Raw genomic sequence first — 20,562 nt, 5'->3', positions numbered from 1 at the left:
TATGCTCGATGCCTCCTGCGACTCGTTCGCCGGAGCATCGGGTACGGCGTTTCGGGCCGAACAAATCGGGGTTCCGGAGCGTCCAAACGGCGATGAACGAGGCAGGGGTGACCAGCAGAAACCACTCGTTGGTGGCGGGCGTACCTCCGAACCTCTGCTGCTCGGATCGTAAGTAAGGAGCCCGGTGATGCGGAGCAACAACAGGCGCCTGGTCATCCTGGTCGCCTCCGTAGCAGTAGCCGCCGTAGCGATCGGCGCAGCCTTCGCCTACCGCCAAGGCCCGCAGTCAGCCGAAGCCGACGCCGCCCCGTTGACCGGCTCACCGTCTCCGACCCCGAGCCCCACGCCGAAGCCGACGCCGTCGAAGACTTCGACGTCCGCCAAGCCGACGCCGACCGTGACGCCGACCAGCGCCCCGCCGACGTCCACCGGGCCGACCAAGGTCAACGTGGACATCAACAAGCTGTCCCAGGGCCGCGAGCCGGCGATCCCGTACCTGGTCGGCCGCGAGGTCCGCGGCGGCGCCGGCAGCGCGCTCAAGATCCCCGGCACCGGCGGCATCCTCGCGATCGGCCGGCTGGAGACCGATGCCCTGGCAGCCGTCACGAATGGCGACGCGGGGACCGAGCTGATCAAGGTGACTGGCTCCGGCGAGGTACGCCGTACCCCGGACGTGTCCTCGCTGGTCACGAAGGCCGACCAGTCCGCGGCGGCCTATGCAGCGGCCCGGCCCAGCTGGCTCGGTGCGCAGAAGCAGGGCGGCATCGTCTACGCCGAGGACCCGGGTGAGGACGGCTTCCTGAAGTCGCTGAAGCTGCCGGACGCCTGGAATCTGCAGGTGCTCGCCTACGTGGGCGACAAGGTCTACTACCGCGCGGACAACGACGACAGCGGCGCTTGGAAGCTGTACAGCTGGGTGCCGGGTGCGGCGAAGCCCGTCGTGGTCAAGACGGTCGCCTCGGCGTCGGCCGTGTCGAGGGACGGCAGCGTGGCCTCCTCGGTGAACCTGATCAACGACGGCGGCAGTTGCTCGTCGATGGTCGACGTCGGCTCCGGCAAGCAACTGTCGCGCACCTGCGACTACTGGATCACCGGCTTCACCCCGGACGCCCGTACGGCGGTCGGCGGACCGGCGTACGGCGACGGCTACTGCAACGTGGTCCAGGCCGCGGTGGACGCCCAGACCGGCAAGGTGGTCCGCGAGTGGAACGGCTGCTTCCACCGGATCGCCGCCGAGGACGACCAGCACGTGCTGATCGTGGCCGTGGGCGACGGCCAGGGCGAGACGGAGAACGTCGACCAGGCGATCGTCCGCTGCAACCTCGCCACCGCCGCCTGCGAGCTCGCCACCAAGATCGTCACCGACCAGTCGCTGGTGCTCGGCACCTGATCTGCCGGTAGCAGACATCCCCGCTGCCGTCGCGGTTTCACAGCAGACTGGCGGCATGACGACTGTTGCGGTGCTGGCGGACGTGCATGGGGTGTTGCCTGCGCTCGAGGCGGTGCTGGGCGAGTCGGACGTGCGGGACGCCGATGTGATCGTGCTGGCGGGGGACATCGCCAGCGGGCCGCAGCCGGTGGAGACGTTGGACTTGCTGGTGTCGCTCGGCGAGCGGGTGGTCTGGGTGCGGGGGAACGCGGACCGCGAGCTCGTCGCCATGGCTCGGGGGACGTTCGAGGGCGAGGCGCCGGACGGTGTGAGTCCTTGGGCCGCCGAGCAGTTGCGGGCCGATCAGGTCGCGCTATTGGCCGGCTTGCCAACCACGGTGACGATCGGCGAGGCGCTGTTCTGCCACGCGACGCCGCGGGACGACGAAGAGATGGTGCTGGTCGACAGCCCGATCTCGCGGTGGGCGCAGGTGTTCAGCGGGCTGCCGGACGAGGCCCGCACAGTGGTGTGCGGACACACGCACATGCCGTTCGCCCGCCAGGTCGACCGGCGCCTCGTGGTCAACGCCGGCAGCGTAGGCATGCCGTACGGCGCCCCCGGCCCGAGCTGGGCCCTGCTCACTCCAGACGGCGTACAGCTGCGAAGGGCACATTTGGACAGGAGGTATGCCGCCGACCGGATCGTCGCTGAGTCGTCGTACCCCGATCGAGAGGCCTGGGTGGCCGAATACCTCCTGTCGAACTACTCCGACACCGAAGCCCTGGAGGCGTTCAGGCCCCGCGCGGAGGGTTGAGCGGTTACCGTCAACACGTGTTCGCGCGACGGCGGAAGCATTTTGGGACTCCGGCTGACAAGGCGACGTATGCGACCCTGCATACCGCCTCGCTGGCCACACCCCACCTGCGGGAGGGCCTAACCCCCGCCGCGGCGGGCAAGGCGAGCCGCCACCTCCGGGACCTCCTGGGTACGGCGGCCATCGCCATCTGCGACTCCTCCGGCGTACTGGCCTGGGACGGCGTCGGCGGCCCCTATGAGAGCACCCACCGCGGCGACGCGAAGGCGCTCGCGGCCCCCACGCTCCGCACCGGTCGTACGGCGGTCCTCGGCGCCCACGACGTGGCTTGCAGCGACCCACAGTGCCCGATCCGTACGGCGGTGGTCGCTCCGATCGTCACCGAGGAGCGAGTGGTCGCCGTACTGGTCGCGTACAGCATCCGCTCGTCGGCTGCACTGGTCAGAGCGACCGAGGAGGTCGCCCGCTGGGTATCCGGCCAGGTGGAGCTGGCAGAGCTCAACAAGGAGCGCACCCGCGCGATGGAGGCCGAGCTGCGGGCGCTGCGGGCCCAGATCAGCCCGCACTTCATCTACAACGCGCTGGCTGCGATCGCGTCGTTCGTGCGGACCGATCCGGAGCGGGCGCGTGAGCTGCTGCTGGAGTTCGCCGACTTCTCCCGGTACGCGCTGCGGCGCGGTGGGGAATTCACCACGCTGGCCGATGAACTGCGCAACGTCGAGCGGTATCTGGTGCTCGAGCAGGCCCGGTTCGGCGACCGGCTGAAGGTGTCGTTGCTGATCGCACCCGAGGTGCTGCCGGTGGTGATCCCGTTCCTGGTCGTGCAGCCGCTGGTGGAGAACGCCGTACGGCACGGCCTGGAAGGCACCACCGGGGTCGGCCGGATCACCATCCGGGCCCGGGACCGGATCAACGAGGCCGAGATCAGTGTCGAGGACGACGGCGCGGGCAGCGACCCCGAGGTGATCCGGGCCGCGCTGGCCGGGGAGTCCGGCAGCGACTCGGTCGGCCTCGGCAACGTGGACGCCCGCCTCCGGCAGGTGTACGGCGACGCGTACGGCCTGGTCGTGGAGACCGCGGTCGACGCCGGAACCAAGGTGACGTTCCGCATCCCCAAGTACTCGTCCGGAGTGCATGCCGCGCCGTAGGGCTGTGTCGCGTTGACCGTGACGTTGGGGCTGACTAGCGTCGAAGACGATCCCCCTGACGGCGTCGGCCTTGCGCGCCATCGCCTCTGGACGGGATTCACCTGAGCGGGGCAGGCGACGACCGGATCGCCTTCTGCTGGGGGCGATCGCGGCCCGGGAAAGCGGTATCGCACGGCTCCATGCGTTCCGCGGTGGAGCCTCCTGGAGAGGAGCGATTTTCTCGTGCCAGGTAACAGGGCAGTAATTTACAAAGGGCCGGGCGACGTGGCGGTCGAGACCATCGACTACCCGAGCCTCGAGCTCAAGGACGGTCCGGGGGTCAACCCCGCGAACGTCGGCCGTCAGATCCCGCACGGCGCGATCCTGAAGGTGGTGGCCAGCAACATCTGCGGCAGCGACCAGCACATGGTGCGCGGCCGGACGACGGCACCGCCCGGACTGGCGCTCGGCCACGAGATCACCGGTGAGGTGGCGGAGGTCGGCCGGGATGTCGAGTTCATCAAGGTCGGCGACCTGGTGTCGGTCCCGTTCAACATCGCCTGTGGGCGGTGCGTCAACTGCAAGGAGGGCAAGACCGGAGTCTGCCTGAACGTGAACCCGGACCGGCCGGGGTCGGCGTACGGGTACGTCGACATGGGCGGCTGGGTCGGCGGCCAGGCGGAGTACGCGCTGGTGCCGTACGCCGACTGGAACCTGCTGAAGTTCCCCGACAAGGAGCAGGCACTCGAGAAGATCCGCGACCTGGCGATGCTGTCGGACATCTTCCCCACCGGGTACCACGGCGCGGTCACTGCCGGCGTCGGGACCGGTTCGACCGTGTACATCGCCGGGGCGGGACCCGTCGGCCTGGCGGCCGCCACCTCGGCGTTCCTGCTCGGCGCGGCGGTCGTCATCGTGGCCGACCTGCAGAAGGAAAGGCTCGAACAGGCACGCAGTTTCGGCTGCGAGACGATCGACGTGTCCGAGGGTGACCCGAGGGATCAGCTCGAGCGGATCCTCGGCGAACCGGAGGTGGACTGCGCGGTCGACGCGGTCGGGTTCGAGGCACACGGCCACGGCACCGACGCCCGGTCCGAGCGTCCTGCGACCGTGCTGAACACGGTCATGGACGTCACCCGTGCCGGTGGCGCAGTCGGCATCCCGGGCCTCTACGTCACCGGTGATCCCGGGGCGAGTGACGAGGCCGCGAAGACCGGCTCGCTGTCGATCCGGCTCGGCCTCGGCTGGGCCAAGTCGCTGTCGTTCACCACAGGTCAGTGCCCGGTCATGCGGTACAACCGCCAGCTGATGCAGGCGATCCTGCACGACCGTACGCAGATCGCGAAGAACGTGAACGCCACGGTGATCCCGCTCGACGAGGCACCGCAGGGCTACCGCGAGTTCGACAAGGGTGCGGCGCGCAAGTACGTACTCGACCCGCACGGGCTGATCAAGTAACCGCGCAAACCGACGGGAGCCGGGCCACTGCCCGGCTCCCGTCGTGTGCAAACTCGTCATCGGGGCGAAACGCATCGGTAACCATGCCCGAGCGATACTTCGATTGAAGGGATCCATGACGAGAGCGACCGTTCATGAGCAATGACAGCCGACTGGACCTCGAGTTCGCCTACACGACCTACGAGGACTCCTGCCGAGACCTTTACTCGCCGTACTACTACTGCCGGCGTCCACGCGGTCACGACGGGGTCCATGCCGCGGGCTTCGGATCGAGCCGCCTGCGCTGGGAGCACCAGCCGGAGCACGCTCCGCACATGTTGTTCTGAGCCGGTGGACGCCGTGCGGCTGTTCCTGGGCGGCGATGTGATGCTCGGCCGGGGCGTCGACCAGATCCTGCCGCATCCGGGCGACCCGGTACTGCGGGAACGCTCGGTCCACGATGCCCGGACGTACGTCGCGCTGGCCGAGGCCTTGAACGATCCGATCCCCTCGCCGGTCGGCTACTCCTGGCCGTGGGGAGACGCCCTGGCGATCCTCGACAGCTTCCGGCCCGACGTACGGCTGGTGAACCTGGAGACCAGCGTCACCCGGAGCGACCACTTCGCGGCCGGCAAAGGGATCCACTACCGAATGAACCCGGACAACGTAGCCGCGCTGTCGGCTGCCCGGCTGGACCTCTGCTCGCTCGCCAACAACCACATCCTCGACTTCGGCGTCGGCGGACTCGAGGAGACCCTCGACGCGTTGCGCCGGGCACGGGTCGCAGTCGCGGGCGCGGGCCGCAACGCGACCGCGGCGGTCCAGCCCGCCCTGCTGCCGGCCGACGGCGGCCGGGTGGTGGTGTTCGCCTTCGGTGCGACGTCCAGCGGCGTACCGAAGGGCTGGGCGGCGACGGCGACCCGCCCCGGCATCGCCGTGCTGCCTGATCTGTCCGAGCACACCGCCGATGCGATCATCGCGCGAGTGTCGCAGGTCAAGCGCGACCGAGATGTCGCCATCGTCTCGGTGCACTGGGGATCCAACTGGGGGTACGCCGTCGCGGCCGGACAGACGCGCTTCGCGCACCGGCTGATCGACGGCGGCGTCGATGTCGTGCACGGACACTCCGCACACCATCCCCGGCCGATCGAGATCTACCGGGACCGGCTGGTGCTCTACAGCTGCGGCGACCTGATCGACGACTACGAGGGCATCAGCGGCTACGAGCAATACCGCGACGACCTGCGTTTGCTGTTCCTCGCGACGGTGGAATCCACGACCGGCCGGCTGACCGGGCTGCGGTTGGCGCCGCTGCAGACCCACCACCTCCGGCTGCGCCCGGCAACGGCCGAGGACTCCGAGTGGTTGTGCCGAACGCTCAACCGCGTATGTCGCCGCTACGGCACCCGATTCAAGCTCTACGAGGACGGGCTGCTCGAGCTCACTTGCTGAGCGCCTCGACTTCCGCGTCGTCCAAGGTGAACGTCAGCGCCCCGGCGTTCTGGGCGGCCTGGTTCGCGTTCTTGGCGCCTGCGATCGGCAGTACGCCGTCCTGCTGGATCAGCCAGCGCAGTGCGACCTGACTGGGACTCCGGTCGTGCCGATCACCGATCTCCCGCAGCAGCTCGACCAGACGGGCCAGCCTGTCGCTGCTGAAGGCCCGGTTGTATCGCCGCCAGCCCGCTGGTCGGTTGTCGGCCGAGTACTTGCCGGTGAGCGCCCCCGAAGCCAGCGGCATGTAGGCGATCAGAGTGGCCCCCAGCTCTCGGCAGGCGTCGAGCACGCCGTCCGTCTCCGGGTTGCGGTGCAGCAGCGAATACTGGACCTGGTTGGAGGCCAGCGCCAACCCGTTGCGAGCCAGCTGAGCGTGCGCCGTACGCATCTGGTCGGCGCTGTAGTTGCTTACGCCCACCGCTCGGACCTTGCCGGCCTCGACGGCGTCGGCCATCAGGTCCATCAACGCCGTGATCGACATCCACCGGCTCGGGAAGTGCACCTGGTACAGGTCGACCGTCGTACGGCGGAGTCGTTCGAGGCTCCCGTCCAGCGTGGCCGGCAGGCTGCTCGTCCGGGAGAAGAAGCCGGACGGGAACTTGGTCGCCACGACGATGTCCCGCCCTGCCGTGAGCTCACCGACCCTGCGCTCGGACGCACCCTTGCCGTACATCGCGGCGGTGTCGATGAAGTTCAGTCCCGCCTTCAGGCTCACGCCCAGCGCCGCTGCCTGCTCCTCGGCCGTGCTGGTCGGCCCGTAGGCGTTCCGGGCCGGGTTCCAGCGCGGCGCGGTCGACATGTCACCCCACACCATCGCGCCGACACCGAGCCGGGACACACGAATGTCCGTCTGCCCCAGTGTCATCGACAGCGTGCTCATCCGGTCACCTCAGCGGTTCAACAGTAGCTCCAAATCGCGATCGGCTGGCATTAGTGTGTGGGCATGGCCGACACTCCCCTGCGCGCGCTGGTCGCGGACGACGAGGAGCCCGCCCTGGCCGAGCTGGTGTACCTGCTGTCGCGGGACGACCGGATCGGCGAGATCCGGACCGCGTCGAACGGTCCGGACGCCCTGAAGATCCTGCAGGCCGCGGACCTGGACGTGGTGTTCTGCGACATCAAGATGCCCGGCCTGGACGGCATCGACCTGGCCAGCGTGCTGTCCAAGTTCCGCCAGCCACGGCCGCAGATCGTCTTCGTCACCGCGTACGACGAGCACGCGGTGGCTGCGTTCGAGCTGCAGGCGACCGACTACGTGATGAAACCGGTCCGGGCCGAGCGACTGGCCGAAGCGGTCCGCCGGGTCCTCACCGCGGGCGCACCGGCCGCGCTGCAGTCCCCGGAGGAGACCGAGGACGAGGTGATCCCGGTCGAGCTGGCCGGCGTCACCCGGTTCGTCCAGCGCTCGACAGTTCGGTACGTCGAGGCACAGGGCGACTATGCCCGCCTCCACACCGGGCAGAACTCGCACCTGGTCCGGATCCCGCTCAGCACGCTGGAGGAACGCTGGCGCGACGCCGGCTTCACCCGGATCCACCGCAGTACCCTCGTCGCCCTCGCGCACGTGGACGAGATGCGCGTCGACGGCGGCCGGTGCGCGGTCCGCGTCGGCGGCGACTGGCTGCCGGTCAGCCGCCGCCACACCCGCGAGCTCCGCGACCTGCTGGTCCGGTCGACGTCACTGCGTGGCTGACATGAGTACGCCGGAAGGACCGCGCCGCGTCCGGGTCACCAGCCCGCGAACGAGCGCGGCCCGGCGCCCGATCATCCCGACCGGCACCCGCGAGATCGACGAGCAGACCCGGCTCGGCGAGGTCTACATGTCCTCGCTGATCCAGTCCCAGCTCCGCCTCGCGCTCGCCGTCATCGCCGGCGCGGCCGTCGTCCTCGGCGGCATCCCGCTGCTGTTCGCACTGGTCCCCGCCACCCGCACCTTCGACGTCTTCGGCCTGCCGCTGCCCTGGGTCATCCTCGGCATCGTGGTCTACCCGGTCGTCTACGTCGCCGCCCGGATCTACGTCCGCAACGCCGAGCGGATCGAGACCGAGTTCACCGAGTTCGTCGGGCGGAAATAGTGCCCACCGGGAGGCACTAGATGTCGCCGGCAACGAGTTTGACGGCGATCGCGCTGGTGATCGTGGCCACGATCGGGATCGGCCTGTTCGGGTTGCGGATCTCCCGGACGACCAGTGACTTCTACGTCGCCAGCCGGGTGGTGACGCCACGGTGGAACGCGTCCGCGATCAGCGGCGAGTACCTGTCCGCGGCCTCGTTCCTCGGCGTCGCCGGGCTGGTGCTGGTGAACGGCGCCGACATGCTCTGGTTCTCCGTCGGCTACACGGTCGGCTACCTGATGCTGCTCGTGCTCGTCGCCGCACCGCTGCGCCGATCGGGTGCGTACACATTGCCCGACTTCGCCGAGAGCCGTTTCGAGTCGGCCGTCGTACGGCGGATCTGCTCGGGTCTCGTGGTCGGCATCGGCACGTTGTACCTGCTGCCCCAGCTCCACGGCGCCGGCCTCACTCTGCAGACGGTCACGGGTGCGCCGCCCGACGTCGGCGCCGCGGTCGTCGCGGTGATCGTGGTGATCAACGTCGCCGCCGGTGGCATGCGTTCGATCACCTTCGTCCAGGCGTTCCAGTACTGGCTGAAGCTCACGGCCCTGGCCGCGCCGATCTTCGTCATCCTGATCGGGTGGCGATCCCTCGACCACTCGGTCGGCGTACTGTCCTCACTGCAGGGTGCCGGCGCGGAGTGGGCCGAGCCGCTGTCCACCGCGGGCGGCCGGGACCACCCGCTGTACGCGACGTACTCGTTGCTCCTGGCCCTTTGTTTCGGAACGATGGGCCTGCCGCACGTGCTGGTCCGCTTCTACACGAACCCGGACGGACGGGCGGCACGCCGTACGACGGTCGTCGTACTGGCGCTGCTGGGGACGTTCTACCTGTTCCCGCCGATGTACGCGATCCTCGGGCGGACATTCGCGCCGGACCTGGTCGGGACTGGCGCGGATACCGTCGTACTGGAGCTGCCGGGACGGATTTTCCCTGGTACAGCAGGGGATCTGCTCGGGGCGCTGGTCGCGGCCGGGGCGTTCGCGGCGTTCCTGTCGACGTCGTCGGGGCTGACCGTGGCGATCGCCGGGGTGATCGACCAGGACCTGTTGCGGAGCCGGTTGCACCGGTGGACCGGCGGCGACTACGTCGCGGTGAACAGCTTCCGGATCGCGGCGCTGCTGTCGATGTGCGTGCCGTATCTCGCGTTCCAGTTGACGGGGTCGCTGAGTCTTGCGGACACGGTCGGGCTGGCGTTTGCCGTCGCGGCGTCGACGTTCTGTCCCCTGCTGGTGCTGGGGATCTGGTGGCGGCGGATGTCCACGACCGGCGCCGCCGCCGGTCTCGTCGTCGGTGGGGTCGCGGCGAGTGCCGCCGCTCTTGTCAACGTGATCGGCGGGCCGGAGAGCGGTTGGCCGCAGGCCCTCGTCGGCCAACCGGCCGCGTGGACGATGCCGCTCGCGTTCCTCACCGTCATCGTCGTGTCCAAGCTGACTCCCGACAAGATCCCGGCCGGCACCGCCCGCAGCATGGTCCGCCTGCACACCCCCGAGGCCGTCGACGTCGACCGCGGTCTGCCGCTGTCGCCGTACCGCTCGTCGTGAGGATTCGACCGCTCGTCGCAGGACCGTGATCCACCGAACGACTGGTGTGGTCCGCTGAGCGCTCGATGCTCGTGGGTGCTGTCTCCTGGCGCGTGACCGGGGACACAGTACGGACCAGCAACCCCCTGCCGGTCACTCCGCCCGGCCTGACATTGTCTGGAGGTCCGTGCATGACTGACACGCGACCCACGGGCGACTCGGGGCTGACGACGTACCGGGACGTTCAGGTTTCGCCTGACTTCTCCGACCTGCGTCGCCGGTTCCGGCGCTTCGTGTTCCCGATGACCGGCCTGTTCCTGGTCTGGTACTTCCTCTACGTGCTGCTCGCCGCCTACGCCCCGGACTTCATGTCCACCAAGATCGGCGGCAACATCAACGTCGCGCTGTTGCTCGGCCTCGGTCAGTTCGTGTCGACGTTCGCCATCACGATGACCTACGTCCGCTGGGCCGACAAGCGGGTCGATCCCGACGCCGAGAGGCTTCGCCACCAGATCGAGGGAGCCGACCAGTGAGCGCACCCCTGCTGTTGCCGATGGCAACCGACATCGGCAACCCGACCGTCAACATCGCCATCTTCGCGCTGTTCGTGCTGGCGACCCTGGCGATCGTGATCAAGGCGTCCCGGAACAACCGGACCGCGGCCGACTTCTACGCCGGCGGCCGGTCCTTCACCGGCCCGCAGAACGGCGTCGCGATCGCCGGCGACTACCTGTCCGCCGCGTCCTTCCTGGGCATCGCCGGCGCGATCGCCCTGAACGGGTACGACGGCTTCCTCTACTCGATCGGCTTCCTGGTGGCATGGCTGGTGGCCCTGCTGCTGGTCGCCGAGCTGCTCCGGAACACCGGCCGCTTCACGATGGCCGACGTACTGTCGTTCCGGCTCAAGCAGCGGCCGGTCCGGATGGCGGCCGCGATCTCGACCCTCGGCGTCTGCTTCTTCTACCTGCTGGCGCAGATGGCAGGCGCCGGGGGTCTGGTCGCCCTGCTGCTCGGCATCGACAGCCGGGCCGGGCAGAGCCTGGTGATCGCCGTGGTCGGCATCATCATGATCACCTACGTCCTGGTCGGCGGCATGAAGGGCACCACCTGGGTGCAGATCATCAAGGCCGTCCTGCTGGTGCTCGGCGCCGGCCTGATGACGCTGTGGGTGCTGGCGAAGTACACGTTCAACCTGTCCAGCCTGCTCGGCGCCGCGGTGGACCGCAGCCCGGCGGCCGGTGAGAAGCTGCTGAACCCCGGCCTGCAGTACGGCGCGACCGGCATCAGCAAGCTGGACTTCATCTCGCTGGCGCTCGCCCTGGTCCTCGGCACTGCGGGTCTGCCGCACGTGCTGATGCGCTTCTACACGGTGCCGAACTCGAAGGAAGCCCGCCGCAGCGTCAGCTGGGCGATCTGGATCATCGGCATCTTCTACCTGTTCACCCTGGTCCTCGGGTACGGCGCCGCCGCACTCGTCGGCCCGGACGCGATCAGGGCCGCCCCGGGCAAGGCGAACTCGGCCGCCCCGCTCCTGGCCTTCGAGCTCGGCGGTGAGCTGCTGCTCGGTGTCATCTCCGCGGTCGCCTTCGCCACCATCCTGGCGGTCGTGGCCGGCCTGACGATCACCGCGAGTACGTCGTTCGCCCACGACGTCTACGGCCAGGTGATCAAGAAGGGCCAGGTCAACGCCGACGGCGAGGTCCGGGTCGCCCGGATCACCGCACTGGTGATCGGCGCGGTCGCGATCATCGGCGGCATCTTCGCCAACGGCCAGAACATCGCGTTCCTGGTGGCGCTCGCGTTCGCGGTCGCGGCCAGCGCGAACCTGCCGACCATCCTGTACTCGCTGTTCTGGCGGCGGTTCAACACCCGTGGCGCGCTCTGGAGCATCTACGGCGGCCTGGGCTCGGCGATCCTGCTGATCGCGTTCAGCCCGGTCGTCTCCGGCAAGGTCGACGCCAAGACCGGCGCCAGCCTGTCGATGATCACCGACACCAGCATCGACTTCCACTGGTTCCCGCTGGACAACCCCGGCATCGTCTCGATCCCGCTGGCGTTCCTGCTCGGCTGGCTCGGCACGGTCACCAGCAAGGAGCAGACCGACGTCGACAAGTACGCCGAGATGGAGGTCCGCTCCCTCACCGGAGCAGGCGCCGAGAAGGCCGTACAGCACTGAACCTGTCAGGCAGGCCCTGCTGACCAAACGCGATCCTGCCTGACAGCCCCACCCCCGCCCCTGAAGACGGGCCCGGACCCTCCCGCCGGGCCCGTCTTTCTGTTCCTCTGGCGCGATGTGTGGGGAGCACGTCGTCGACGCCAGACGGTGCGGCTGCCTAGCGTCGAGACATGGCTGACCCTGCAGTGATCTTCGCGAATCCGACCGGCGTGATCCGGTACTGGAACTCTGGCATGACCGACCTGTTCGGCTTCACCGAGGACGACGCCCTCGGAGCCACCCTGGACCTCATCGTCCCGCCCGACTACCGAGAACGCCACTGGATCGGCTACCGCGCCGCCATGAACCTGTCCGACGGCGTCGTAGACCACGGCTCCTTCAACGTCCCAGCCCTCCACAAAGACGGCCACACCATCCGCCTGGAAGTCCACCTCAACGTAATCCACGACAGCCGAGGCCAAGTACTAGGAGCCTTCTCAGCCTTCACCCCCGACCAAGGCCCCTCGGAGTCCATCGAGCCGCTGTAACCTCTCGCCACCACCACGGTCGGCTCGACGAGGGCGGGTTGGCGGGACCACGGGGCGGTCGAGTACGCGCGGTAGCGCGTAGGTGAAGCGCGATAAGCGCGTGCGTCGGGGTGGGTGGGAGCGGGGCGGCGTAGTGCGGCGACGAAGGAGCTGCGACGAGCGCCGCGTGGGATGTACCTCAGCCCAGTTTGAGTTTTGGCCAGAGGGTGTAGAAGTCTTCTCGGGACTGGATGCCGCGGTGTTCTTCGGCGGCGTGCAGGCGGCCGAAGGTGAAGGCGTTGCCGCCGTCGAGGTGGACCTGGACGGCGAGCTGGCGCAGGAGGTCGCGGGAGACGACCGAGTCCTGGTGCGCCCCGAGCACTTCCTGGACATCTTCGGCCCGAGCGGCGAGGTCAGCGGCATCGTCACCCTGGACAGGTACGGCGGACTCCGCGGCGTACCGGAGTCGCTTGGCTGCCTTGCGGACCTCGTGCAGCTCGTGGTCCTGCTCAGCCGTCGTCTCGGCCACCTTCGACCGGCGCACTGCCTTCCGCATCCGCTTCCAGTCGTGGTCGAGCAAGTCGCCGATCTGCTTCTTCGCCTTCCGGTCGTCACCCACCAGCGGCGGGTTGGCGATCAGCCGATCGAGAGCATCCAGCAGCCGGAAGTACCGCTCACTCTCCAACGCGACAAGCGCCCCGGCCCGTCCCTCCCTGTAGACACCCCGCAGATGATCGTCGATCCGCCCAGCGACCCGCCCCATCACCAGCTCGGCCGGCTGCTCAGCAACTGTCGCGGCGAAGTGCTCGCGCTGCACCTCGGCGTCCCGCGCGACCCCGAGCTCACCGGCGAGCCACTTCAGCTCGTCCCGGATCCGGTCCCCTGCCTCACGGTCGACCACCGGCCGGTACGTCGCCAGCGCCGAGCGGAGCCGCCGCGTCGCGACCCGGAACTTGTGGATCGAGTCCGGGACGTCACGCCGCACCTCCGGGTCCCGCTCCCGGATCGCCTGGACCTGCGTACCGGCGTACTCACGGAACAGGTCCGACGTGCGCGGCTTCGACGGCAGCTCCCACACAGTCGGAGTCGGCACCCGATCGCCCAGCGCCCGCGCCAGCTTGCTCGGCCCCGCCGCGGGCTGCGCGCCGGCGGACAGCAGGACCTTCTCGGCGTCCTCGAGCAGCGAACGTTCACCGCCGACGAGCTCGACCTCCCACTCCCGCCAGCTCTCCGGCTCGCCGCCCTCGACGGTCGCGGTGACCCGGTCGTCGGCAAGCTCCGCCAGCACTTCCCCGTCCTCGCCGAGCAGCTTGTACACGATGCGCTTGGTGGTCAGCGTGACCACCGGGACGAGCTCGTGGTCGCGGACGTGCACCCGCACCATGCGAATCAACGCGATCGGCACCTTGGCGTTCGACCGGCCGAGCGGTTGTCTGACCTCGAGCCGCTCGCCGGACGAGACCGGCAGCTTCACGTGCCAGCCGTCGTCCTCGCCGCCGGTCCGCCGCCGCAACGTCACCTTGTTCGCGGCCAGGTCGAGCGCGTCGGTGTCGTAGTACACGGCCTCCAGGTCCAGCTCGACCGGTTGCGCGACACTCGCGACCCCGGGCAACTCGTGCAGCGCGGGCAGGCTCGCGCTCTCGTCGACGTCGTACTTGCTCTCGATCTCGAGCTGTTCGCTGGTTGCCATCCTCCTTGTTTACCAGGTGTTCATGAACTGGTCAGCGCAGCGCCTGCAGATCGGCCACCAACCGTTGCAGATCACGATCGGGTACGGCGTTGCGCGCGGTGCCTGGCGTGGACGGCCAGGTCTGGCGGTCGTGGTTGAGTTGCAGGGCCCAGGCGATCAGGACCAGGAACAGCAGCAGGATCAGCATTTTCGGCCTACCGATTTGAAGAAGGTGTAGTGGAAGGTGCCGCCGGTCTCGGCGGCTTTCGACAGTTCACGGATGCCTTGGGCCCATTCGGCGGGTGTGCGCATCCCGGCGGCGATCGCGCGGTCCCGGACCGACTCGACCATCGCGATGAACGTCTTGCGGGTGAAGCCGTCGACCAGGTGCGGCAGGGTCTCGTCGGCGTACACGGTGCACGGCCAGGCGCGGACGTCGTCGTACCCGGCGTCCTTGAGCAACGGCTGCAGCCGGCGGCCGATCAGTGAGTCGCCGCCGGCCTCGGCCTGGAGGTCGACGAGGCAGTCGATGACTGCCTGCGCCGCCGTACTCCTCGGGTGGAAGAAGGCGGACTCGTGGTCGCCCTCGATCACGGTGATCGTGCCGCCCGGCTTCAGCAGGCTGCCGAGCCGGACGAGCGCGTCGTGCGGGTCGGCCAGGTGCTCGAGGACGAAGCAAAGGAAGACGTGGTCGAACTCGCCGGTGAGTTCGTGCAGGTCGGCGAGCCGCCAGTCGACGCGGGCGTCGGGGGCCGCGGCGCTGACGCGTGCCTTGGCCTGGGCGAGTGACTCCTCGGAGATGTCGACGGAGACGAGATCGATGCCCGGGCTGCGAGTCACCAGTTGGACCGTCTGCGCGCCGACCCCACAGCCCGCTTCGAGCACCCGGCTGCCGGCCGGGTAGGCGGTCCCGGCGTGCAGGAGGTCGGCGAGAGTCTGCGCCTGGTCGGTCAGCCGGCGGGTCTCGGCGGGGGTGTAGCCGTGCACGTAGTCAGTTCCCATACCTCCAAGTTGCCGCCACAATGGTCCAGTGAACAGGTCCAATCAGGGCGAAAGTGGTCGGTCCAAACCAGGAGCCGACTTCCTCCAGCTGGACCCGGCGGACGCGCCGCCGGGCGGCCTGTCGAGCTGGCTGACCGAGCATCTCCGAGCGGCAATCTCCGACGGCCGCCTGCCCATCGGCAGTCGCCTCCCTGCCACCCGAGTCCTCGCCGCCGAGCTCCAGGTCTCCCGCGGCGTCGTCACCGAGGCCTACCAACGCCTGACCGAAGACGGCCACGTATCCGGCCGCGGCCGCGCCGGCACGGTAGTAGTCACCTCCCCCGGGCCGGCCTCCCGGCGGGCCTCGCAGCCCTCGCACCGACACCGCAGCGCGGCGCCGGACACGGCGGAGACGGTGGCGAGTGGGCCGGGGCTCGATGTGTTCGATGTCTTGCGGGCGGCGCCGGCTCGGATTGATTTGACGCCTGGGGTGCCGGATCTGGCTGCGTTTCCGCGGGCCGCCTGGCTGAAGGCCGAGCGGGCCGTCTTGAGTGATCTGGAATCAGCGGAGTTCGGGTACGGCGACCCGGCCGGCACGCCCGCGCTCAGGCGGGCCGTGGCGAACTGGCTCGCGCGCAACCGGGGCGTGACGGCGCACCCCGACGACCTGATCATCGTGGCCGGTGTATCCCAGGCGATCGGCCTGGTCGCGCAGGTCCTCAGGTCCCGCGGGATCACCGAGATGGCGGTCGAGGATCCCGGCTCACTCGGCTCCCGCCAGCACCTGCAGAACTGGGGTCTCGACACCCCGCCGATCCCGGTCGACGACGGCGGCCTCCGGGTCGACCTCCTGCGCGAGTCCGGCGCCCGCGTGGTGATGGCGACACCCGCGCACCATTTTCCGACTGGCGTCGTACTGGACGGTGAACGGCGGCGCGAGCTGATCCAGTGGGCGGCCGAGGGCGGGTTGATCATGGAGGACGACTACGACGCCGAGCACCGGTACGACCGGCCGCCGGTTCCGGCCCTGCGCGCGATGCTGGCCGACCAGGTGATCTACGCGGGCAGCGTGTCGAAGCTGCTCGCGCCGTCGCTGCGGATCGGGTGGATGCTGCCGCCGGCGTCGTACAAGGACGACCTGATCGACATGAAGCGCCTGGCCGACCTCGGCAACGCCGCGCTGCCCCAGCTCACGCTCGCACACCTGATGGAGTCCGGCGAGCTCGAACGCCAGCTCCGCTTCCTCCGCCGCCGGCACCGCACCCGCCGCGACGCGATGGTGCGGGCCGTCGCGAACTACTTGCCCACCGCAACCGTCCACGGCGCCGCCGCCGGCCTCCACCTGACCATCACCTTCGAGGCCTCGGTGAACGACGTCGAGCTCGCCGCGGCCGCGCTGCAGAAGGGCGTGAAGACTCACCCGCTCTCCTGGCACTGCCAGCTCCCGCACGCTCCCGGCCTCGTCCTCGGGTACGCCGCCCGCACGCCCACCGATCTCACCGAAGCCATCGCCACCATCGCCGACGTCATGTGACCGGGCTCCACCAGTTCGCGCGACCAGCCAGCTTCATGAACGCTGGCAGCAGCACACCCCGGATCGCGGTCGCATCCACCAGCACGGCCACAGCCATCCCGATCCCGATCATCTTCAGGTAGACGACCCCGCCGGTCGCATACACCGCAAACGACAGCGCCAGTACGACGGCCGCCGTCGTCACCAACGGCGCCGACTGCTGCAACCCCGTCGCCACCGCCCCGACCGTGTCCCCCGTCCGCCGATACTCCTCCCGGATCCGCGACACGATGAACACCTCGTAGTCCATCGACAGCCCGTAGACGATGCAGAACATCAGCATCGGCATACTCGCCTCCAGCACCCCGGTCGCCGTGAACCCGAGCGGCCCGGACAGGTTGCCCTGCTGGAAGACCCACACCATCACGCCGAACATCACCGCCAGGCTGAGCAGATTCAGCACGGTCGCCTTCAGCGGGAGCAGCACACTGCCCGTCGCGAAACAGAGCACCGCGAAGCTCAGCAGCAGGATCAGCCCGAACACCAACGGGATCCGCTCGGTCAACGCCGACCGCCAATCGACCATCTCGGCCGGAGTCCCGCCGATGATCGCGTCGTACGGCGGATCCACCGCACGCACCCGCTCCACCCAGCCGCCGACGTCCCCTTCCAGCACCTCCTGGGTCGGCGTGACGGTCAGGTAGGCGCCACCGTTCCGCGAGTACGTGTCGACCTGCGCGACCCCGTCCAGCTTCGACAACTTCTCGGCGTACGGCGGAAGCGCAGCGGACTGAGACGTGTCCGGCATGACGACGTACAGGGCGTCGGACTCCTCTTGGCCGAAGTTGGTGCGGACCTGGTCGGCCATGATCCGGCTGCTCGCGTCGGCCGGCAGGATCCGGGCGTCCGGGAGGCCGAGTCGCAGACCGAGAGCCGGTGCCGCGAGCAACAAGATCAGCGCGAGCATCGCGCCGCCGGTGAGGACTGGTCGACGCATGACGTAGTGCGCGAGCCGGAACCAGCCTGTTCTCTTGCGTTGGGCAACTGGCCCGGCGGCTCGGTGGCCGAGGAGGGCGAGGGCGGCCGGGAGGATCACCAGGGCGCCGACGAGTGCGGAGGCGACGACCAGCACTCCGGCGTACCCGAAGGAACGCAGGAAGGGCAGCGGGAACAGCAGCAGGGCGAGCAACGACATCGCGACGGTCAGGCCGCTGAAGAACACCGTCCGACCGGCCGTGCGCACTGCCGTTACCACCGCGTCGCCGACTTCTGCGCCGTGCGCCAACTCCTCGCGGTAGCGTGCGATCACGAACAAGCAGTAGTCAACGCCGAGGGCTAGACCCATGACCAGGGAGAGGTTCGCGGCGAAGGTGGAGACCTCGGTGAACGCGGCGATCGCCCGTAGCCCGGCCAGCGCACCGCCGACCGCGAAGATCCCGACGCCGAGGGTCACCAGTGCCAGCGACACCCGTCGATAGATCAGCACGAGCAGCACCAGAACCATCGGCAGCACGATCACCTCCGCCCGCAGGAAGTCCTCCCGCGCCTGCGCCCCGATCTCCCGGAACACCTCGTCCTGCCCACCCGCCTCAACCGAGATCCCGCCGCGCTGCCCGGCAAACTCCTGCGCAAGCTCGCCGACCCGAGCCCGCGCCTCGTTCACCTCGCCCGGCACCCGAACGAGCACCAGCGCCTGCCGCCCGTCCTCACTCCGCAACGCCGGGCTGTTCTCGCGCGACCAGTACGACGCCGCTTCCGCGACGCCGGCCTGGTCGGCAATCTCCTCGGTCAGCGCGAGCCCTTCGGCTCGCACCTTGGCGTCGTCGACGCTCCCGCTAGCCGTCACCAGGAACGCGAGGTTGGGCGGGCCGGTCTGGAACTGGGTGTCGAGGACGCGACGCGCCCGATCGGACTCCGACGCGGAGTCGGCGATCCGGGACAACGACAGGGCATTCAGAGCGCCGGCGGCGATCGCCAGCACCAGAACGGTCAGAACACCCGACAACGCGACGACCAGGCGCCGTCGCCGTACGGCAAACCGACCGAGCCGCTCGAGCAGACCGGCCTGCGTCGGATGGGCGGGGGCGGTTTCGGGCATGGGGGAACCTCCGGGCAGGCGGCGGTAGGATGACAGAACACGAGTAGTTGCTCGCGTATGAAGAAAATACGAGTATTTGCTCGTGTTTGTCAATCGAGGGGTGACGCATGCCTGAGGAACCGCGTCGGCAGGCGCGCGGGCAGCGGCGGATGGAGCAGCTGACCGACGCGGCCGCGGTGGTGTTCGCCGAGGTCGGGTACGCGAAGGCGACCACCAACGCGATCGCCAAGCAGGCGGGCGTCTCGCCCGGCACGCTGTACCAGTTCTTCGCCAACAAGGAGGCCCTCGCCGAGGCGCTGGCCGAGCGCTACCGGGCCGAGCTGAAGGCCGCCCACGAGCAGGCTTTCGACCTGAGCATGGTGAAGCTGCCGCTGCCGGAGATGGTCGACCGGATGATCCGCCCGATGGTCGAGGTCAACCTCGCGAACCCCGGTTTCAAGGCGCTGTTCAGCAGCGGCGACCTCCCGGACCGGCTCACCGCCCCGACCCGCGCCCTGCAGCAGGCCGTCACCGGCCGGGTGGCCGAGATCATCGGCGCCCGCGTCCCCGACCTGCCCGCCGACCAGCGCGACACCGCCGCGGCCGTGGCCACCCAGATCTTCGCCGCCCTCCTGGGCACGATCGTCTCCGCCGCACCCGCCGACCGCGACCGCTGGATCACCGAGCTCAACCGAGCCCTGGTCGGCTACCTCACTCCCCTCGAGACCCCTGCCCACCCCCACTGATCCCGACCCACGGCCTCCCGGCTGGGCAATGTAGAGATCTACATCACCGGGTGTACAGCGGGGACATCGCGAGGGCGAAGGCGGTCATGGTGTCCGGGTCGATCGCCCGGGCGGGCAGCGGGACCAGGTCGACCAGTTTGTCGTCGCCGACCAGGATCGTGGTCCGGCCGGTGGCGGTGTCGACGTACGCCTCGTCGCCGAGCGGGATCGACTGCGCCGTCGAAGCCTTCCGGATCGGCTCCATCAACGCCTTCGCGTTCGGCGTACGGCGGACCGACGTGGAGAGCACGCTGGTCGGGTTGACCCAGCCGCAGACCAGATCGCCGAGCGCGGTCTGGCCGTCGCGGCGGACCATCGCCGGTGCGCCCATCACCTTCTCGGCTTCGTCCGACCCCCGCTCACAGTCCGGTCGCGCGATCAGCGCCGGCGCCTCCGGCAGCCCGGGTGCCTGCCGGACCACTTCCTGCCCGAGTACGACGTACTTCGCCAGAGTCGCCGGTGGTCCGCTGACCTTGTACAGCCGCCCCTGCAGCAGGAACACCACGAACGTGCTGGTCCCGAACCCGCCCTCGCCCACGACCGCGGGCTTGGCCGGCTCACCCTTCGTCGCCGCGTAGGCCTTCTGCGCGCCGGCCAGCGTCGCCTTCGTTGCCGGAAGCACCGAAACCCCGACCCGCAGCACCGGCCCGTTCGGGCTGGTGCTCAGCCCGAACTGGCAGACGTCGTACGTCGGCAGGCCGAAATCGGCCGGGGGGACCTTCGTCTGGAGCGTCACCACCGGTGTCCCGAGGGTCGCCTGCACCAACGCCTGGTCCATGCGCACGCACAGCGTCTCCGCGACCTTCGCGGTCGGCGGCGTGCTCGGCGAGGGTGTCTCCGACGGCGTCTGGGTCGGCGTCGTACTCACCGAAACCAGCGGCGGCACGTTCGGCGCGGTCTCGTTACCGGGACCACCACAGCCCGCGACGGCGAGCAGAGCAGCGGCCAGAAGGGCAGGACGGATACGCATGGTGAGT

Annotated in this window: 20 protein-coding genes; 14 read left to right on the top strand and 6 right to left on the bottom strand. The window is 69.3% G+C overall.

Annotated elements, in window-relative coordinates; all coding sequences use genetic code 11:
• The first annotated feature begins 187 nt into the window (after positions 1-187).
• From ACIBGM_RS14035 to ACIBGM_RS14010, 6 genes are all read left to right on the top strand, one after another.
• Complete coding sequence (locus tag ACIBGM_RS14035; protein WP_396385659.1) at positions 188-1,390, top strand: hypothetical protein; 1,203 nt, start codon at positions 188-190, stop codon at positions 1,388-1,390.
• 55 nt (positions 1,391-1,445) lie between these two features.
• Positions 1,446-2,183: a metallophosphoesterase family protein gene (locus tag ACIBGM_RS14030; RefSeq protein ID WP_396385658.1), complete on the top strand. Its 738-nt coding sequence runs from the start codon at positions 1,446-1,448 to the stop codon at positions 2,181-2,183.
• 17 nt (positions 2,184-2,200) lie between these two features.
• On the top strand, positions 2,201-3,331 hold the full coding sequence (locus ACIBGM_RS14025; RefSeq protein ID WP_396385657.1) for a histidine kinase: 1,131 nt from the start codon (positions 2,201-2,203) through the stop codon (positions 3,329-3,331).
• A 222-nt stretch (positions 3,332-3,553) separates the two neighbouring features.
• Positions 3,554-4,768, top strand: coding sequence for a formaldehyde dehydrogenase, glutathione-independent (fdhA, locus tag ACIBGM_RS14020; protein WP_360524624.1), 1,215 nt, complete (start codon positions 3,554-3,556; stop codon positions 4,766-4,768).
• 134 nt (positions 4,769-4,902) lie between these two features.
• The gene (locus ACIBGM_RS14015) at positions 4,903-5,094 is read left to right on the top strand and encodes a hypothetical protein (protein WP_360524621.1); all 192 of its coding nucleotides are present in this window, start codon (positions 4,903-4,905) and stop codon (positions 5,092-5,094) included.
• A 4-nt stretch (positions 5,095-5,098) separates the two neighbouring features.
• A complete protein-coding gene (locus tag ACIBGM_RS14010; protein WP_396385656.1) occupies positions 5,099-6,199 on the top strand; it encodes a CapA family protein in 1,101 nt (366 codons plus the stop codon).
• On the opposite strand, the gene ACIBGM_RS14005 is transcribed toward ACIBGM_RS14010, so the two are convergent.
• Positions 6,189-7,121, bottom strand: a complete 933-nt coding sequence (locus ACIBGM_RS14005) for an aldo/keto reductase (RefSeq protein ID WP_360524615.1) — start codon at positions 7,119-7,121, stop codon at positions 6,189-6,191. The two genes, ACIBGM_RS14010 and ACIBGM_RS14005, sit on opposite strands and share 11 nt — an antisense overlap.
• Before the next feature lie 63 nt (positions 7,122-7,184).
• Between ACIBGM_RS14005 and ACIBGM_RS14000 the strand changes: the two genes are divergently transcribed.
• The 6 genes from ACIBGM_RS14000 to ACIBGM_RS13975 all read left to right on the top strand — a co-directional run bounded on the left by ACIBGM_RS14000 (position 7,185) and on the right by ACIBGM_RS13975 (position 12,581).
• A complete protein-coding gene (locus tag ACIBGM_RS14000) occupies positions 7,185-7,934 on the top strand; it encodes a LytTR family DNA-binding domain-containing protein (protein WP_360524612.1) in 750 nt (249 codons plus the stop codon).
• A gap of 1 nt (position 7,935) precedes the next feature.
• Entirely contained in the window at positions 7,936-8,316 is a 381-nt protein-coding gene (locus ACIBGM_RS13995) for a hypothetical protein (RefSeq protein ID WP_396385655.1), read from the top strand.
• A gap of 20 nt (positions 8,317-8,336) precedes the next feature.
• The gene (locus ACIBGM_RS13990) at positions 8,337-9,899 is read left to right on the top strand and encodes a cation acetate symporter (protein WP_396385653.1); all 1,563 of its coding nucleotides are present in this window, start codon (positions 8,337-8,339) and stop codon (positions 9,897-9,899) included.
• A gap of 170 nt (positions 9,900-10,069) precedes the next feature.
• Positions 10,070-10,411, top strand: coding sequence for a DUF485 domain-containing protein (locus ACIBGM_RS13985; protein ID WP_396385652.1), 342 nt, complete (start codon positions 10,070-10,072; stop codon positions 10,409-10,411).
• 20 nt (positions 10,412-10,431) lie between these two features.
• The gene (locus ACIBGM_RS13980; protein WP_360524874.1) at positions 10,432-12,054 is read left to right on the top strand and encodes a cation acetate symporter; all 1,623 of its coding nucleotides are present in this window, start codon (positions 10,432-10,434) and stop codon (positions 12,052-12,054) included.
• Positions 12,055-12,224: 170 nt separating this feature from the next.
• Entirely contained in the window at positions 12,225-12,581 is a 357-nt protein-coding gene (locus tag ACIBGM_RS13975; protein ID WP_360524600.1) for a PAS domain-containing protein, read from the top strand.
• Positions 12,582-12,759: 178 nt separating this feature from the next.
• Here ACIBGM_RS13975 and ACIBGM_RS13970 read toward each other — a convergent pair whose 3' ends face one another.
• The 3 genes from ACIBGM_RS13970 to ACIBGM_RS13960 are packed head-to-tail and all read right to left on the bottom strand — an operon-like array spanning position 12,760 to position 15,231.
• Positions 12,760-14,250: a CYTH and CHAD domain-containing protein gene (locus ACIBGM_RS13970; protein WP_360524597.1), complete on the bottom strand. Its 1,491-nt coding sequence runs from the start codon at positions 14,248-14,250 to the stop codon at positions 12,760-12,762.
• Positions 14,251-14,281: 31 nt separating this feature from the next.
• Complete coding sequence (locus tag ACIBGM_RS13965) at positions 14,282-14,437, bottom strand: hypothetical protein (RefSeq protein ID WP_360524594.1); 156 nt, start codon at positions 14,435-14,437, stop codon at positions 14,282-14,284.
• The gene (locus ACIBGM_RS13960) at positions 14,431-15,231 is read right to left on the bottom strand and encodes a methyltransferase (RefSeq protein WP_360524591.1); all 801 of its coding nucleotides are present in this window, start codon (positions 15,229-15,231) and stop codon (positions 14,431-14,433) included. The genes ACIBGM_RS13965 and ACIBGM_RS13960 overlap by 7 nt, the downstream gene beginning before the upstream one ends.
• A 28-nt stretch (positions 15,232-15,259) precedes the next feature.
• On the opposite strand from ACIBGM_RS13960, the gene ACIBGM_RS13955 reads away from it, so the two are divergent.
• Positions 15,260-16,744 (top strand): PLP-dependent aminotransferase family protein, encoded by a 1,485-nt coding sequence (locus tag ACIBGM_RS13955; RefSeq protein WP_360524588.1) that lies wholly within the window; start codon positions 15,260-15,262, stop codon positions 16,742-16,744.
• Here the strand turns inward: ACIBGM_RS13955 and ACIBGM_RS13950 are convergent.
• Positions 16,737-18,821 (bottom strand): MMPL family transporter, encoded by a 2,085-nt coding sequence (locus ACIBGM_RS13950; RefSeq protein WP_360524585.1) that lies wholly within the window; start codon positions 18,819-18,821, stop codon positions 16,737-16,739. The genes ACIBGM_RS13955 and ACIBGM_RS13950 overlap by 8 nt on opposite strands.
• A gap of 107 nt (positions 18,822-18,928) precedes the next feature.
• Here ACIBGM_RS13950 and ACIBGM_RS13945 point away from each other — a divergent pair, with 107 nt between their 5' ends.
• Positions 18,929-19,546, top strand: coding sequence for a TetR/AcrR family transcriptional regulator (locus ACIBGM_RS13945; RefSeq protein ID WP_360524582.1), 618 nt, complete (start codon positions 18,929-18,931; stop codon positions 19,544-19,546).
• Between the two features lie 43 nt (positions 19,547-19,589).
• Here ACIBGM_RS13945 and ACIBGM_RS13940 read toward each other — a convergent pair whose 3' ends face one another.
• On the bottom strand, positions 19,590-20,555 hold the full coding sequence (locus tag ACIBGM_RS13940; RefSeq protein ID WP_360524579.1) for a hypothetical protein: 966 nt from the start codon (positions 20,553-20,555) through the stop codon (positions 19,590-19,592).
• Positions 20,556-20,562 lie beyond the last annotated feature (7 nt).

The organism is Kribbella sp. NPDC050470, assembly GCF_044458365.1.
In the GTDB taxonomy this organism is placed as follows: domain Bacteria; phylum Actinomycetota; class Actinomycetes; order Propionibacteriales; family Kribbellaceae; genus Kribbella.
Note: the sequence above shows the minus strand (reverse complement) of the source record. Positions and strands in the feature narration are given on the sequence as shown.

Excerpts from the sequence above, each read along its gene's own strand:
- ACIBGM_RS14035 (WP_396385659.1), top strand. The coding sequence starts at position 188 with ATGCGGAGCAACAACAGGCGCCTGGTCATCCTGGTCGCCTCCGTAGCA.
- ACIBGM_RS14030 (WP_396385658.1), top strand. The coding sequence starts at position 1,446 with ATGACGACTGTTGCGGTGCTGGCGGACGTGCATGGGGTGTTGCCTGCG.
- ACIBGM_RS14015 (WP_360524621.1), top strand. The coding sequence starts at position 4,903 with ATGAGCAATGACAGCCGACTGGACCTCGAGTTCGCCTACACGACCTAC.
- ACIBGM_RS14005 (WP_360524615.1), bottom strand. The coding sequence starts at position 7,121 with ATGAGCACGCTGTCGATGACACTGGGGCAGACGGACATTCGTGTGTCC.
- ACIBGM_RS14000 (WP_360524612.1), top strand. The coding sequence starts at position 7,185 with ATGGCCGACACTCCCCTGCGCGCGCTGGTCGCGGACGACGAGGAGCCC.
- ACIBGM_RS13995 (WP_396385655.1), top strand. The coding sequence starts at position 7,936 with ATGAGTACGCCGGAAGGACCGCGCCGCGTCCGGGTCACCAGCCCGCGA.
- ACIBGM_RS13990 (WP_396385653.1), top strand. The coding sequence starts at position 8,337 with ATGTCGCCGGCAACGAGTTTGACGGCGATCGCGCTGGTGATCGTGGCC.
- ACIBGM_RS13985 (WP_396385652.1), top strand. The coding sequence starts at position 10,070 with ATGACTGACACGCGACCCACGGGCGACTCGGGGCTGACGACGTACCGG.
- ACIBGM_RS13980 (WP_360524874.1), top strand. The coding sequence starts at position 10,432 with ATGGCAACCGACATCGGCAACCCGACCGTCAACATCGCCATCTTCGCG.
- ACIBGM_RS13975 (WP_360524600.1), top strand. The coding sequence starts at position 12,225 with ATGGCTGACCCTGCAGTGATCTTCGCGAATCCGACCGGCGTGATCCGG.
- ACIBGM_RS13970 (WP_360524597.1), bottom strand. The coding sequence starts at position 14,250 with ATGGCAACCAGCGAACAGCTCGAGATCGAGAGCAAGTACGACGTCGAC.
- ACIBGM_RS13965 (WP_360524594.1), bottom strand. The coding sequence starts at position 14,437 with ATGCTGATCCTGCTGCTGTTCCTGGTCCTGATCGCCTGGGCCCTGCAA.
- ACIBGM_RS13960 (WP_360524591.1), bottom strand. The coding sequence starts at position 15,231 with ATGGGAACTGACTACGTGCACGGCTACACCCCCGCCGAGACCCGCCGG.
- ACIBGM_RS13950 (WP_360524585.1), bottom strand. The coding sequence starts at position 18,821 with ATGCCCGAAACCGCCCCCGCCCATCCGACGCAGGCCGGTCTGCTCGAG.
- ACIBGM_RS13945 (WP_360524582.1), top strand. The coding sequence starts at position 18,929 with ATGCCTGAGGAACCGCGTCGGCAGGCGCGCGGGCAGCGGCGGATGGAG.
- ACIBGM_RS13940 (WP_360524579.1), bottom strand. The coding sequence starts at position 20,555 with ATGCGTATCCGTCCTGCCCTTCTGGCCGCTGCTCTGCTCGCCGTCGCG.